The sequence below is a fragment of the Rhodococcus sp. 320_ES genome (genome assembly GCF_059691855.1).
This window is the reverse complement of record NZ_JCAWAG010000001.1, coordinates 596,872-610,469: the sequence shown is the minus strand read 5'-3', so window position 1 is coordinate 610,469 and position 13,598 is coordinate 596,872. Positions and strand designations below refer to the sequence as shown.

The following is a 13,598-nucleotide window of genomic DNA, read 5'->3' as shown; positions in this document are numbered from 1 at the left end:
CTAACGGTCGGGAACGACGCCGTCGTCCGGCTGCACCACCGCGGTGTCGACCGTTTCCGGTAGCAGCGGGTTCACACTGAACGTGCCGAAGACGGCGTCGGAGGGAAGCGCCTCGACGGCCCGAACCGCGGGCGAGGCGGACAACTCTCCCAGCACGGGAAGCGGCGCGCGCACCAGCGCCGCCGCGACGCAGGCACAGTTGCTTGCAAAACGTGTCCGTGTCACTGCGGCGACGGCCTGTCCGCGACTCGTCTCCGTCGACGGCACCTTCTCCGCCGCTCTGACAACAGCGTTGGCCAGCGACACGGGGTGAGCGGAGACGGCCACCACCACGACGGGCGTCTGCACCCGCTCGAGTGCCACATGGGCGTACACCTGCGACACGCGGGTCTCGCCCACGATGGAGGCCAGTTCGCCGGTGGTCGCATCGGATCGCAGCGACAACAGCGCCCAGCGATCGTCGGTGTCGTCGCCGGAGAGCGTGGACTGCGCGAACGCGAGGTAGTCGTCCACGCTCTGGCCCGTGTCCGGCCCCAGCCGATCGGTGGCCACCCGTGCGGTGCGCACCGGATTGCTCACTCCGAGAACGACAACGGCGGCGGCGACAACCGCAACGGCCACTGCTGCGGCGCTCAGGCGCGAGGACACTCAGACGGCCCTCAGTACCTCGAGTGCGTGCTGGAGGTCCTTCGGGTACGGGCTGGAGAATTCGACGTACCGTCCGTCGGCCGGGTGCGTGAATCCGAGCGACCGTGCGTGCAACCACTGACGTTCGAGTCCCAGACGTGCAGCGAGGCGGGGGTCCGCGCCGTAGGTGAGATCGCCGCAACAGGGATGGTGCAGAGCGGAGAAATGCACTCGAATCTGGTGCGTACGACCGGTTTCGAGGTGGACGTCGAGCAGGCTGGCGGCTTGGAAGGCCTCCACCGTGTCGTAGTGAGTGACGCTCTCCTTGCCGTCGGCCATCACCGCGAACTTCCAGTCGTTGCTGCGGTGCCGGCCGATCGGCGCGTCGATGGTGCCGCTGCTGGGGTCCGGATGTCCTTGTACGAGAGCGTGATACCGCTTGTCGATAGTCCGCTGCTTGAACGCACGCTTGAGCAGGGTGTAGGCGCGTTCGCTGGTCGCCACCACCATCGCGCCCGAGGTTCCGACGTCGAGACGATGAACGATGCCCTGACGTTCGTGGACTCCGGACGTCGAGATTCGAAAACCTGCCGCGGCCAATCCGCCGATGACCGTCGGTCCGGTCCACCCCACGCTCGCGTGCGCCGCAACGCCGACGGGCTTGTCGACCACCACGATGTCGTCGTCGGAGTAGAGGATCTCCATCCCGGGGACGGCCTGCGCCTCGATGGTCAGCGGCTGCGGCGGCTCGGGAAGCTCGACTTCCAGCCACGATCCTGCCGGGAGGCGATCGGACTTGCCGACCGCGGACCCGTCGAGTTGAACGGCCCCCTCCTCTGCCAGAACCGCCACCACGGTCCGCGACAGTCCGAGCAACCGCGCCAGGCCGGCGTCGACTCGCATCCCGTCCAGCCCGTCGGGCACGGGCATCGACCGCGTCTCTCTCACGACACCGCCTTCTTCTCCGGCACTCGACGCGTGCCGTCGGACTCGATTCCGAACACCGTCAACGCGACCAGCAGGACGGCGCCGCAGACGATCGACGAATCGGCGACGTTGAACACCGGCCACCATCCGATGGACACGAAGTCGACGACGTGGCCCTGCAGGGGGCCCGGCGAGCGGAAGAATCTGTCGATCAGGTTTCCGAGCGCGCCGCCGAGCACCAGCCCGAGGCCCACTGCCCACCACGACGATCGGAGTGTGCGCCCCATCCGGATCACGACCACCACCACCACGACGGCGACCAGCGTCAGCACCCAGGTCAAGCCGGTGGCCATCGAGAACGCGGCACCGGGGTTGCGCACGAGCGTCAGTGTCACCGTGTCGCCGATGATGTGCACCGGCCGGCGCGGATCGATCAGGGCGACGGCCGCGATCTTGGTGGCGAGGTCGAGAAGCAGGATCACCGAGGCGAGGACGATCAGCGCTTTCATGCGGCGCGGGGAACGAGACGGCGGCTCTTCGGTCGGGATCGGCTGTTGGTGGTCGGTCACCCCTCCATCATCCCTCACCTAACCTGGTGGGCGTGACACGTGTTCGAATGACTGCTGCACTTGCCCTGACCACGGTCCTTCTCACCGCGGCGTGCGGATCCGACGCCGGCTCGGACGCACCGTCCACCGCTGGGTCCACGACCACCTCGGCGGAGATCGCGCTGCCCGTGTCGCCGGTGACGACCGCGGTGATCGACCCCGGCGCCGAACCGCGCGCGGTGGTGACCAGAGCGTCGTCGGGAGAGAACCAGCAGGTGACGCTGACGACGTCGTCGACCATCAACCAGCAGATCGGTACCTCACCGGCACAGGACTTTTCGACTCCGGCGCTGACGATCCCGCTGACCGCCGCAACGAGCGGCGGCGACGGATCGACGACGGTCGATCTCACCCTCGGCGCCGTCACCACCCCCGACGGGACGCTCGCCTCGAACCTCGGACCGACCGAGGGTTCCGGGGCCGGCCTGGCGACCGACGCCACGGGCGCGATCACCGCCCTGAGCATCGACCCGTCCCCCGATTCACCGGACGTGGCCCGCTCGGCGGTGGAGCAGGCGTTGAACCAAGCCGTGTACAGCGCGGTTCCGTTTCCCACCGATCCCATCGGGGTGGGCGCGCAGTGGACGGTCACGCTCGAGGTGCAGAGCGCCATCACGCTGCGGCAGGTCACCACGGCCACCCTGCGCAGTCTGACCGATGGTGTTGCGACAGTGGATGTCTCGGTGACGCAGACGCCGGAGAATCCGGTGTGGACCCTCCCTGAGGGCCAGGGCACTCTGAACATCGACAGCTTCGTGATGACCGGGCAGGGATCGTTCACGTTCGACCTGTCGCGTCCGCTCCCCACGGGAGGATCACTCACGATCGGCGGCGATCAGGTGTACCGGGATCCGAACAGCAACACGATCCTGCGACAGAACACGCAGAACGCGGTGTCGTGGACGTCGTGATCAGGCGGGCCGCGGCCTCGTGCGCCGTCGTGGCGTCCCTGGTCGCGGGCTGCGGGACCGGCGGCGACACGGCGAGCGCTCCCGAATCGGAGTCCGCATCGAGCCTGCCCGAACTCGGCGCACCGGTGACGGCGCCGTCCCCGACGGCCGCCCCGATCACCGATTCGAATGTTCTCGCCGCGGCCATGATCACGGCGGACGACCTACCGCCGGGCTACGTGTCGCTGGAACTGCCGCCCGCCGATCTGTCCGACTCGACTGCGCCCGATTCCAGTGCGACCGAGAACGAACCGGACAAATCGAGCACCGAACCGGCCGAATGCGCCGCGGTGCTGGCACCCGTGTCGTCGCAGTCCGTGGGGGCGACGGCTACTGCCGCCGTGGCGTATTCGGGGCCGGACTTCGCGTCGATCGACGAGGATGCCGCCAGCTATTCCGGCGGTGGGAGTGCGGCGACGTTCGCCGCCATGCAGAACACGCTGCGCCGCTGCGCGGCCTTTTCCGGCACGGATGCCGACGGCGTGCGTGTGACGTATCGCGTCGGCGCGCTGGACGCCCCGCGGGTGGGAGATGCGTCGAGTGGCGCACGCGTGGAGATCACCAGCGACGGGCTCACCTTGACGTCGGACCTGGTGATCGTCGTGGTCGGATCGACAGTGGTGCAACTGACCGCGACGGCGCAGGAACCGATGGAATCGGATGTCCTGGACGCCGTCGCGACAGCTGCGGTCGGCCGCTTAGGAGGGGCAGGCCGGTGAGGTGATCTGTGCCAGCGAGACGATCTGGCACGCGTTGGCGTTCGAGAGCTTCCAGACGCCGTCCTCGGCCACGAAGGACACCTGGAGCGGGTTCGCCTGGCCGTTGACCGTGATCGTGCCGTTGGCGCTGAGCGTGCCGTCGCCGAGGTCCGTCACGTCGTTGACCGTCACCGTGGCGTTGTTGGCGCGCGCGGCGTCGGCGACCTTGGTGATCAGATCGGGATCTGCTTCGGCTCCCTGAACCAGACCGACCTTCTCCGAGACCGGCACGTTCGGGTCGAGTCCGCGCTGCAGCTCGGCGTTCAGATCCGCTGCGGTCGGGACGGGCGGAAGATCACCCGTGGGAGCGGTCGCGGAGGTGGTTGCAGCCGCGGTTGTCGTGGTGGCGGCCGGCTCGTCCCCGCCCGAGCTGCATGCCGTCATCGTCAGAGTGGCGGCGATCGCCATGGTGCCGACCAGTACTCGTCCGCTGTTACGAAGCTTCAACTTGGTTCCTTTTCGCTCGTCGATCATGTTCCCCCTACTTTCAGAGGTAGACCTTACTGACCGGATCTGTGGGAACGTTAAACCCGGCCGCTACTTCAGACTGTCCAGCGGATCGGCGCGGACCAGTGCCGCATCGTCCGCCGCGAAGGTGCGGGCGACGCCCGGTCCGGTGGAGCGGGTCTCGAAGCGCACGGTCACCACGTCGTGGCCGGCTCCCTGAACCCATCCGTGACCGAACTCGTTGTGTCGCACATCCATTCCGGGGCGCCACTCGTGTGTCGTCTCCACCGGCGCGGCGGCTGCCGGATCGTCCGGTGTGAGCTCCGACGCCGCCTCGTCCGGGCTCGGATCTCCGTGGTCCAGATCGGGAAACAGCGATTCCTGACGAACCGACGACAGACCTCCCAGACCGACGCCGACGAGGCGGATCGCTCCCAGTTCCTGCGGGTCGATGGCCTGACGTTGCGCGGTTGCGACAATGGTCTGCAGATCGACCGTCGCGTAGGGCAGCGTGATGGAACGCGTCACGATCGAGAAGTCCGACTTGCGCAGCTTGAGAACCACCGTGCGCGCCGCGCGACCGTCGCGCAGCAACCGCGCGTGCGCAGCGTCGGCGCTGGCGGCGATCGCGGTCCGCAGCTCGCTCATGGTCACGATGTCGGTGGCGAACGTCGACTCCGCGCTCACCTGCTTCGCCTCGGCCCGCTCGGCGACGGTCCGGTCGTCGATCCCGCGCGCCAACCGGTGCAGGCTCGGTCCGACGGCGCTTCCCAGCACCGACGCGGCCTCGGACTCGGGCATGGCCGCGAACGCGCCGACGGTGAGGATGCCGAGTTTGCGAAGCTTCTCCTCCGCCACCGGTCCGATCCCCCACAGTTTCCGTACCGGCAGCGACTCGAGCAGCTCGGCCTGCGCGTCGCGGGTGACAACGGTGATGCCGTCGGGCTTGGCGAGTCCCGACGCGATCTTCGCGATCTGTTTCCCCGATCCCGCACCGATCGAGGCGACGAGGCCCGAGGCCTCCAGAACCGTGGCCCGCAGGCCCGCGCAGAACTCCTCGACCGCTGCGGCGTCGGCGCCCGCCAGTTCAGCGGGCTCACCGAAAGCCTCGTCGAGCGAGAGCATCTCGAGGACGGGCATCTTCTCGCGAAGAGCGTCGAATACCGTCTTGCTCAGGGCCGAGTACAGAGTGAACCGCGGTGGCATCACCACGGCGGCCGCACCCACGAGGCGACGTGCCTGGTGCATCGGCATCGCCGACCGGGCACCGAAGACGCGGGCTTCGTAGCTGCATCCTGCGACGACGCCGCGTCCACCCGTCCCGCCGACGAGAACCGGACGCCCGCGCAGGGTGGGCCTGGTGAGCTGCTCGGCGGAGGCGAAGAACGCATCCATGTCGAGGTGCAGGACCCAGCGGCGGTTCGTCGACATCGGTCTCAGAGCGAGAAGCCGAGCGCGCTCGCCGCACCCTCGGGAGAGGGATGGGCCCACAGCCGGGCGTAGGTGGGGTTGTGCGCGAGCGACCTGATCTCGGCGCGGTCGATGTAGAGCGTGCCCGCAAGGTGATCCGTCTCGTGCTGCACGATGCGCGCCGGCCAGCCGTCGAACCGTTCGTCCACCTCGGCGCCTTGTTCGTCCTGGCAGCGCAGGCGCACGCTCGCGTGGCGCCGCACCACCGCCTGGTACCCCGGCACCGACAGGCAGCCCTCGTAGAACGACCGCGAACCACCCAGCCCGTCGTAGCTCGGGTTCACCAACACCCGATACGGCTGAGGCGATCGTTCCCGGACGGCGGCCACGTCCGTATTCACGTCGTAGAGGTCCTCGACGACCGCGATCTGCAGCGGGATGCCGATCTGCGGCGCCGCCAGTCCGACTCCCGGCGCATCGTGCATCGTGGCGCGCATGACCGTCAGCAGGCGGTCGAAGACGGCGTCGGAGAGGGACCAGTCGTAGGGCGTCGCCGGCGTCCGCAACACGGGATCACCCGCGGTGACGAGGGGAACGACATCGCCCCGCGCCGACGCCAACACGGCGTCGACGATCGAGGAGACGTCGGTCATGCCTTCGCGATGGTGGCCCGGACCCCGTCACCGAGATCGACCGCGTCCGCGGCGACCGCACCGACGGACAGGTCGGTGGCGAGGATCTCCCCGGCGATCAGATCCCGGTGCGTGTCGAACCAGGTGCGCCGTTCCTCGGGCACCTCGACGACCACGCGGATGCGGTCCGAGACGTCCAGCCCTGCCGACCGGCGCGCATCCTGGAGCTCTCGGATGCGGTCCTTCGCCCATCCTTCGGCTTCGAGTTCCTCGGTGACCTCGGAGTTCAGCACGACCAGCCCGCCGTTGCCGGGAAGAGCCGCGGTGGACTCCGGTTCGGCGGCGACGAGCTTGCGCGTGAACTCCGTCGGAAGAAGCTCGATACCGGCGTCCGGAGCGGAGCCGGCGGAGCGATCCGGATGCACCGTGACCGTCCCGTCCGTTTCGGTCCAGTCGCCGGCCTTGACGGCCTTGATGACGCTCTGCACGGCCTTGCCCAGTCGCGGGCCCGCGGCACGGGCGTTGACCACCAGTTCGAAACGTCCGTGCACGTCGACGTTCTCGTCGAGATCGACGCGCTTGACGTTCACCTCGTCCTCGATCAGGCCGACGAAGGGACGCAGCCGCTCGGCGCCCTCGGCCGCAACGGTCAACTCCTGCAACGGAAGTCGCACCCTGAGGTTCTTCGCCTTGCGCAGGCTCAGAGCTGCACCGCACACCGCACGGACCTCGTCCATGGACGACACCAGGTCCGGATCGGCGGGAAGGTCACCGGGCGCGGGCCAGTCCGCCAGGTGCACGGACCGACCACCGGTCAATCCGCGCCACACCACCTCGGTGACGAGCGGAAGCAGCGGTGCCGCAACGCGAGTCAGGACCTCGAGAACGGTGTGCAGGGTGTCGATCGCGTCGGTGTCCTCGTCCCAGAAACGCTGACGCGACCTGCGCACGTACCAGTTGGTGAGCGCGTCGCAGAACAGGCGAACCTCGTCGCACGCACCGGCGATGTCGACCTTGTCGAGGTCCTCGGTGACCGCCTCGGTGGTCGCGGCGAGCTTCGCGAGGATGTAGCGGTCCAGCACGTGCGGCGAATCCGTCCGCCAGACACCGGGTTTCGACGCGTAGAGCTGCAAAAAGCTCCACGCGTTCCACAGCGGAAGGAGCGCCTGCCGCACACCCTCGCGGATGCCCTGCTCGGTGACGACGAGGTTGCCGCCGCGCAGGATGGGCGACGCCATCAGGAACCACCGCATGGCGTCGGAGCCGTCCCGGTCGAACACCTCGTTCACGTCCGGGTAGTTGCCCTTGGACTTGCTCATCTTGAGCCCGTCCTCGCCGAGGACGATGCCGTGCGCCGCCACAGTCTCGAAGGCGGGTCGGTCGAACAGGGCGGTCGCCAGAACGTGCAGCGTGTAGAACCAGCCACGCGTCTGACCGTTGTATTCGACGATGAAATCACCCGGATTGTGCGTCCCGAACCATTCCTGGTTCTCGAACGGGTAATGCACCTGCGCGAACGGCATCGACCCCGATTCGAACCAGCAGTCCAGCACCTCGGGCACGCGGCGCATCGTCGACTTGCCCGTCGGGTCGTCCGGGTTGGGACGGGTCAGCTCGTCGATGAAGGGGCGATGCAGATCGGCCGGACGCACGCCGAAGTCGGCCTCGAGTTGGTCGAGGCTGCCGTAGACATCCGTGCGGGGGTATGCGGGGTCGTCGGACACCCACACCGGTATCGGGCTGCCCCAGTAGCGGTTACGGCTGATGTTCCAGTCGCGCGCACCCTCGAGCCACTTGCCGAACTGGCCGTCGCGGATGTGCTCGGGCACCCAGGTGATGGACTTGTTCAGCTCGACCATGCGGTCGCGGAACGTGGTGACGGCGACGAACCACGACGGCACGGCCATGTAGATCAGCGGCTGACCGCTGCGCCAGCTGTGCGGGTAGGAGTGTTCGATCGTCTCCTGCCGGAACAGCTTTCCTTTTCCCTTGAGGTCCTTCGTGATCACCGGATTGGCGTCGAAGATCATCAGGGCCTCGTAGGGCGGCACCATCGAAGTGAACTTGCCGCCGGCGTCTAGAGGCTGCACCACCTCGATGCCGTTCGCAGTGGCGACGTCCATGTCCTCCTCACCGAAAGCCGGTGCGAGGTGGACGATTCCGGTACCGGACTCGGTGGTGACGTAGTCGGCGGACAGAACCCGGTGGGAATTGGGGTGTCCGAGGAAGAAGTCGAACGGCGGCGTGTACGCGAGGCCGATCAGGTCGGCACCGGTGTGCTCGGACACCACCGTCGGCGAGTCCCCGAGTTCGCGGGCGTAGTGCGACACCCGGTCGCGCGCGAGCACGACGCGGCCACCGGCGCCGTCCTCGAGCTGGACGTAGTCGATGTCGGGGCGCACGGCCATCGCGAGGTTGGACGGGATCGTCCACGGGGTGGTGGTCCAGATCAGGGCGTCCGCACCGTCGAGCGGCGAGCCGGGCGCGGACAGCGTCATCCGGACGGTCACCGCGGGGTCCTGACGCATCTTGTACGCGTCGTCCAGGCGGGTTTCCTGATTCGACAGCGGCGTCTGCTCGTACCAGCTGTACGGCAGGACGCGGAATCCCTGGTAGATCAGGCCCTTGTCCCACAACTCCTTGAACGCCCACATGACCGACTCCATGAAGTCGAGGTCGAGCGTCTTGTAGTCGTTGTCGAAATCCACCCAGCGGGCCTGCCGGGTCACGTAGTCGCGCCATTCCCCGGTGTAGCGCAACACGGACTGCTTGCAGTACGCGTTGAACTCGGCCAGGCCCATCGAGTCGATCTGCGACTTGTCAGTGATGCCCAGCTGCTTCTCGGCTTCGAGTTCGGCCGGCAGACCGTGACAGTCCCACCCGAAGCGGCGCTCGACCTTCTTGCCGCGCATTGTCTGGAACCGCGGGATCAGATCCTTGACGTAGCCGGTGAGGAGGTGTCCGTAGTGCGGGAGACCGTTGGCGAAGGGCGGACCGTCGTAGAAGACGTATTCGTCGGCGTCGGAACGGGCCTCGACGCTGGCGCGGAAGGTGCCGTCGTCGTCCCACGTCTTCAGGACCTGCTGCTCCAACGCGGGGAAGTCGACACCACCGGAGTTGCCGCGAGTGGTGCCGTAGTCGACCAACGGGTAGCTGTTACCAGCGGGGTGACTGTCTGTCACGAGGTACTCCTGTGCCGTGAACGTACTGGGCACGGGGACGACATCGGGCGCGTCTACGCCCGAGCCGCGGTACCACCCCGCTTGACCGTTCTCGGCGAACGATCCACTCGTCTTTCGGAGGTTGTGACGGACCTCGACCGTTCGGGTCTAGTGAGCGCAGACCCCGAGGGACCCGCGCCGTTCTTCCGAAATGCTCCCCGGTGATGGCCGGATCTACGCAACGTCATCGTACTCGTCCGAATTCGACTTACGCCGCCCGGACAGCGCTCCCACCAGCAGGACGACCGCACCGATGACACAGACCGCCATACATCCCCACGCCCACAGCACAGATCCTGTGGTGATCGAGGCGACCAGGAGCGCAAACCCCACTCCCGCGAGAACCAGCGTCGCTATCAGCACGGCTCCCCCGTAAATCTCGACCGGCCTCCGGCCTGCCCGCCTTAAGTGCTGTGGGTCAGTTGTTGCCCTTGGCGTAGGACTGGCCGTACGCGTTGGACGACCCGTTGTCCTTGCCGAAGTTGTCCTGACCGTTGTCCACCGGAAGAGCCGACGAACGCTGGTCGAGTTCCTGCAGCTGGGACTCGAGGTAGGACTTCAAGCGCACCCGGTACTCACGCTCGAACGTCTTGAGACGCTCGATGCGCTCTTCCAGGACCGAACGCTGCTGGTTGATGGTCGCCATGATCTCGGTGTGCTTGCGCTCGGCGTCGTTCTCGAGGGCTTCCGCCTTCTCCTTCGCCTGACGCAGCTGCGACTCGGACCGCGTCTGCGCGTCGGCGAGAAGCGCCTCGGCCTTCTGCCGGGCCTCGGAGATCATCGCGTCCGCGCGGCTGCGGGCGTCGCCCACCATCCGCTCGGAGTTGGTGCGCGCGCTGCCGAGCAGCTGCTCGGACTCGCTCTTCGCATCGTTCGTCAGGCGATCGGCCATCTCCTGCGCCAGCCCGAGAATCTTGGCGGCCTGGAGGTTGGAATCTCCGGCACCGCCACCGGACTGCGGAGCGGCTGCGGGAGCCGGCGCCACGACGGGTGCTGGTTTGGGAGCCTCCACAACCGGGCGGACCGGTTCCGGCGCGGGAGCAGGAGCCTGCTGGGGGGCGGAAGACCCACCCTGGCGTGCCGAGCTCTTGGCGTCGGCAAGTTCCTGGTCGAGCTCTCCGACGCGCTGACGCAGGTCGGCGTTGTCCTCGATCAGCCGCGACAGCTCTTGTTCGACGAGGTCGAGGAAAGCATCGACCTCGTCTTCGTTGTAACCGCGCTTACCGATGGGCGGCTTGCTGAACGCGACGTTGTGCACATCAGCGGGAGTCAGCGGCATGGAAGGGTCCCTTCACGCGTCTTGTGAGCAGTCGAGCAAGCATTCAGTTATATCGCACAGACTGGGAAAGTTCCCCAACGGGCCATAACTGTAGTCCATTCTGTCACACCAGACTCGCAGGTAGCTCGCGGATCCGTGGACGAGAACAATTCGGTGGTCCCGAGACCGGTCAGACGGGCTGAACGACGCGCATGAGAATGAACACGATGAACAACAGAACCATGATCGACAGATCCAGCCGAACACCGCCCAGATTGAGCGGCGGAATGATCCGCCGCAGCAGCTTGACCGGCGGATCCGTCACCGTGAAGATCGCCTCGAGCAGGACGACCATCAGGCCCGACGGGTGCCAGTCCCGTGCAAACGAACGAATGAATTCGACGATGATCCGGCCGATGAGCAGCAACCAGAAAATGAAGAGAGCGAAATAGAGGACCGATAACAAGGACAGACCTTCACTCTGCGAGTACGGACAACCGGGTCGATGTCCATAGTGCCCTATTGCTGGTTGTAGAAGCCCGTCTCGGCGATGCGACGACGCTCTTCGGCCGAGACGTCGACGTCGGCCGGTGAGAGCAGGAACACCTTCGTGGCGACCTTGTCGAACGAGCCACGCAGCGCGAAGGCGAGACCGGCTGCGAAATCGACGAGGCGCTTCGCGTCGGCGTTGCTCATCTCGACGAGATCCATGATGACGGGGGTGCCGTCCCGGAACCGCTCGCCGATGGTGCGCGCTTCGCTGTAGTCCCGCGGGCGAAGGGTGGTGATGGTGGCGACTGCGCCGCCGTCGTCGGCTACCACGCTGCGGCGAAGCTCGGGGTTGCGGAGCTCGGAGCGCGTGTCCATCGCGAGCGCGCCACGGGTCGAGGGCCGGCCGCCTCCCCCACCGGGTCGGCCGCCACTGCGCGGCGTCATCGGTGCGACACGAGCGCTGTGCCGCGGCGCAGCGCCGGCGTACGCGGGCTCCGCGTAGTGGTCGTCGTAATCTCGGTCGTCGTCACGGTCGTCGAGCTCGTAGCCGCCCCGTCCCCGCGCGGGCCGCGGAGCGTCCGTCTCGTCGAGGTAGTCGTCTTCGTAGTCGTCGAGCGGGACCATGCCGAAGTAAGCCTTGAACTTGTGCATCGTGCTCATCGGTCGAACCTCCGGGGCGTGGGGCGTACGGCGAAAACGGTACGGATGTGACTGGTGTTGTTCGTCGCTGTCATGGCGAGGTTATCGGCCGGGGGCCCAGGATCGCGGTACCGACACGCACACACGTCGAACCGTGTCGCACAGCTTGTTCCAGATCTCCGGTCATTCCGGCGGACCGCTGCACGGCATCCGGATGCACCCGAAGCAGGTTCTCGTGAATCTCGGCCAGATCGGCGAAGGCCGCGTCGGCATCGGCGTCGATCGGCGGTACCGCCATCACCCCGCTCAGGCGCAGCGCAGACGACTCGGCAACCCGATCTGCCAACTCCGCCAACCCTTCTCGCGGAGCGCCGCCTCGATGAATGTCGCCGTCCAAGCTGACCTGCAGCAGCACCTCGAGCGGTGTGGATCGGTCGCCGCCGTCGAGCGCTGCGCGGACGGCCTTCTCCAATGCGGTGATCAAGCGTCCGCTGTCCACCGAATGGATCGAATACGCCCAGGCGGCAACGTTCTTGGCCTTGTTGCGTTGCAGGTGACCGATCATGTGCCAACGAACGTCGTCCGTCCCGATCTCGGCCACCTTGGCGCTCGCGTCCTGCTCGCGCGACTCCCCGAATTCCCGGCAGCCGAATTCTCGCAGGATCTCGATGTCGGACGCGGGAAAGAACTTGGTGACCGGAAGCAGTGTCACCTCGCTCGGATCACGATCTGCCGCAACACATGCCGCGGAGAGTCGGTCACGGACAGCCGTGAGGGCGGTCTCGATGTCGGCGCGGCGATCGCTCTCGGTCATGATCGGGTGTCCATCCAGATGACGCTGGCCAGCCGACCGGTCGGCGCGGCGCGGCGGTGGCTGAAGAGTGTGCGGTCGGCCATCGTGTCGCGAGGGTCCTGCGCGACACCGGAAATTCCGGCGGCGAGAAGCTGTTGGCGCACACCGGCTCTGATGTCGAGACCGGGCGTTCCCTTCTTCGTCTTCGTCGCACTTCCGGGTAGGTGCTTCTCGACGTCCGCACGCATCGAGGCAGGTACCTCGTAGTAGTCGCCGCTCGCAGCGGGCCCGAGGAACGCCCCGATGTCGGCGACACGTGCGCCGACGCTCACCATCGCGTCGAGCACCCGCGGAACGATGCCGATTCTCGCTCCCACACGGCCGGCGTGCACCGCGGCGATCACGCCCGCGCGCTCGTCGGACAGCAGAAGTGGAACGCAGTCGGCCGTGAGCACCACCAGCGCGAGATCGCGTTCCGTGGTCACGACGGCGTCGGTGGCCTCGAGGGGGCCGTCGACCGGCCCGGTCACCACCTGCACGGTCCTCGAATGGATTTGGTCCATCCACACCAGACGATCCGGCGTCAGCCCGATCTCGCGGGCCAACCGTTCCCGGTTGGACGCCACCGCGGCCGGGTCGTCCCCCACGTGGTCACCGAGGTTGAAGGTGTCGTACGGGGGCTTCGACGCGCCCCCGGCGCGCGAGGTGACGACTCTCCGGAATCTGGCAGGAGTGGAGCCTGCGGAACGACCCGAGGCAGGAGTGGAGCCTGCGGAACGACCCGAGGCAGGAGTGGAGCCTGCGGAACGACCCGAGGCAGGAGTGGAGCCTGCGGA

The 13,598-nt window shown here is 67.3% G+C and carries 15 protein-coding genes; 2 read left to right on the top strand and 13 right to left on the bottom strand.

All coding sequences use genetic code 11. From position 1 onward, the window contains the following. Genes AC59JP_RS03135 through lspA form a run of 3 tightly spaced genes read right to left on the bottom strand, consistent with a single transcriptional unit; the run spans position 1 to position 2,063 of the window. Entirely contained in the window at positions 1 to 648 is a 648-nt protein-coding gene (locus AC59JP_RS03135; protein ID WP_497324166.1) for a hypothetical protein, read from the bottom strand. Further along, a complete protein-coding gene (locus tag AC59JP_RS03130) occupies positions 649 to 1,575 on the bottom strand; it encodes an RluA family pseudouridine synthase (RefSeq protein ID WP_497324164.1) in 927 nt (308 codons plus the stop codon). Continuing rightward, the gene (lspA, locus tag AC59JP_RS03125; protein WP_497324848.1) at positions 1,572 to 2,063 is read right to left on the bottom strand and encodes a signal peptidase II; all 492 of its coding nucleotides are present in this window, start codon (positions 2,061 to 2,063) and stop codon (positions 1,572 to 1,574) included. The genes AC59JP_RS03130 and lspA overlap by 4 nt, the downstream gene beginning before the upstream one ends. A 92-nt stretch (positions 2,064 to 2,155) precedes the next feature. Here lspA and AC59JP_RS03120 point away from each other — a divergent pair, with 92 nt between their 5' ends. Both AC59JP_RS03120 and AC59JP_RS03115 read left to right on the top strand, forming a co-directional pair. Next, positions 2,156 to 3,073, top strand: coding sequence for a hypothetical protein (locus tag AC59JP_RS03120; RefSeq protein ID WP_497324163.1), 918 nt, complete (start codon positions 2,156 to 2,158; stop codon positions 3,071 to 3,073). Then, on the top strand, positions 3,061 to 3,831 hold the full coding sequence (locus tag AC59JP_RS03115; protein WP_497324162.1) for a hypothetical protein: 771 nt from the start codon (positions 3,061 to 3,063) through the stop codon (positions 3,829 to 3,831). Before AC59JP_RS03120 ends, AC59JP_RS03115 begins: the two co-directional genes overlap by 13 nt. Here AC59JP_RS03115 and AC59JP_RS03110 read toward each other — a convergent pair. From AC59JP_RS03110 to pgeF, 10 genes are all read right to left on the bottom strand, one after another. Further along, positions 3,811 to 4,344 (bottom strand): WKL family lipoprotein, encoded by a 534-nt coding sequence (locus AC59JP_RS03110; protein ID WP_497324161.1) that lies wholly within the window; start codon positions 4,342 to 4,344, stop codon positions 3,811 to 3,813. The genes AC59JP_RS03115 and AC59JP_RS03110 overlap by 21 nt on opposite strands. 63 nt (positions 4,345 to 4,407) lie before the next feature. Further along, on the bottom strand, positions 4,408 to 5,748 hold the full coding sequence (locus AC59JP_RS03105; RefSeq protein WP_497324160.1) for a DNA polymerase IV: 1,341 nt from the start codon (positions 5,746 to 5,748) through the stop codon (positions 4,408 to 4,410). A 5-nt stretch (positions 5,749 to 5,753) separates the two neighbouring features. After that, entirely contained in the window at positions 5,754 to 6,380 is a 627-nt protein-coding gene (locus AC59JP_RS03100; RefSeq protein ID WP_497324159.1) for a peptide deformylase, read from the bottom strand. Next, positions 6,377 to 9,541, bottom strand: coding sequence for an isoleucine--tRNA ligase (gene ileS, locus AC59JP_RS03095; RefSeq protein WP_497324158.1), 3,165 nt, complete (start codon positions 9,539 to 9,541; stop codon positions 6,377 to 6,379). The genes AC59JP_RS03100 and ileS overlap by 4 nt, the downstream gene beginning before the upstream one ends. Before the next feature lie 213 nt (positions 9,542 to 9,754). Next, entirely contained in the window at positions 9,755 to 9,943 is a 189-nt protein-coding gene (locus tag AC59JP_RS03090) for a hypothetical protein (RefSeq protein WP_497324157.1), read from the bottom strand. Positions 9,944 to 9,998: 55 nt separating this feature from the next. After that, positions 9,999 to 10,859 (bottom strand): DivIVA-like cell division protein Wag31, encoded by an 861-nt coding sequence (gene wag31 / locus AC59JP_RS03085; protein WP_497324156.1) that lies wholly within the window; start codon positions 10,857 to 10,859, stop codon positions 9,999 to 10,001. Between the two features lie 169 nt (positions 10,860 to 11,028). Continuing rightward, positions 11,029 to 11,310 carry a YggT family protein gene (locus AC59JP_RS03080; RefSeq protein WP_497324847.1) on the bottom strand — a complete coding sequence of 94 codons (282 nt, stop codon included), beginning with the start codon at positions 11,308 to 11,310 and terminating at the stop codon, positions 11,029 to 11,031. 47 nt (positions 11,311 to 11,357) lie between these two features. Beyond that, positions 11,358 to 11,990 carry a cell division protein SepF gene (locus tag AC59JP_RS03075; protein WP_497324154.1) on the bottom strand — a complete coding sequence of 211 codons (633 nt, stop codon included), beginning with the start codon at positions 11,988 to 11,990 and terminating at the stop codon, positions 11,358 to 11,360. Between the two features lie 70 nt (positions 11,991 to 12,060). Beyond that, entirely contained in the window at positions 12,061 to 12,783 is a 723-nt protein-coding gene (locus tag AC59JP_RS03070; protein ID WP_497324152.1) for a YggS family pyridoxal phosphate-dependent enzyme, read from the bottom strand. Continuing rightward, a partial coding sequence (gene pgeF / locus AC59JP_RS03065) for a peptidoglycan editing factor PgeF (RefSeq protein WP_497324151.1) occupies positions 12,780 to 13,598 on the bottom strand: 819 nt, incomplete at its 5' end. The genes AC59JP_RS03070 and pgeF, both read right to left, overlap by 4 nt.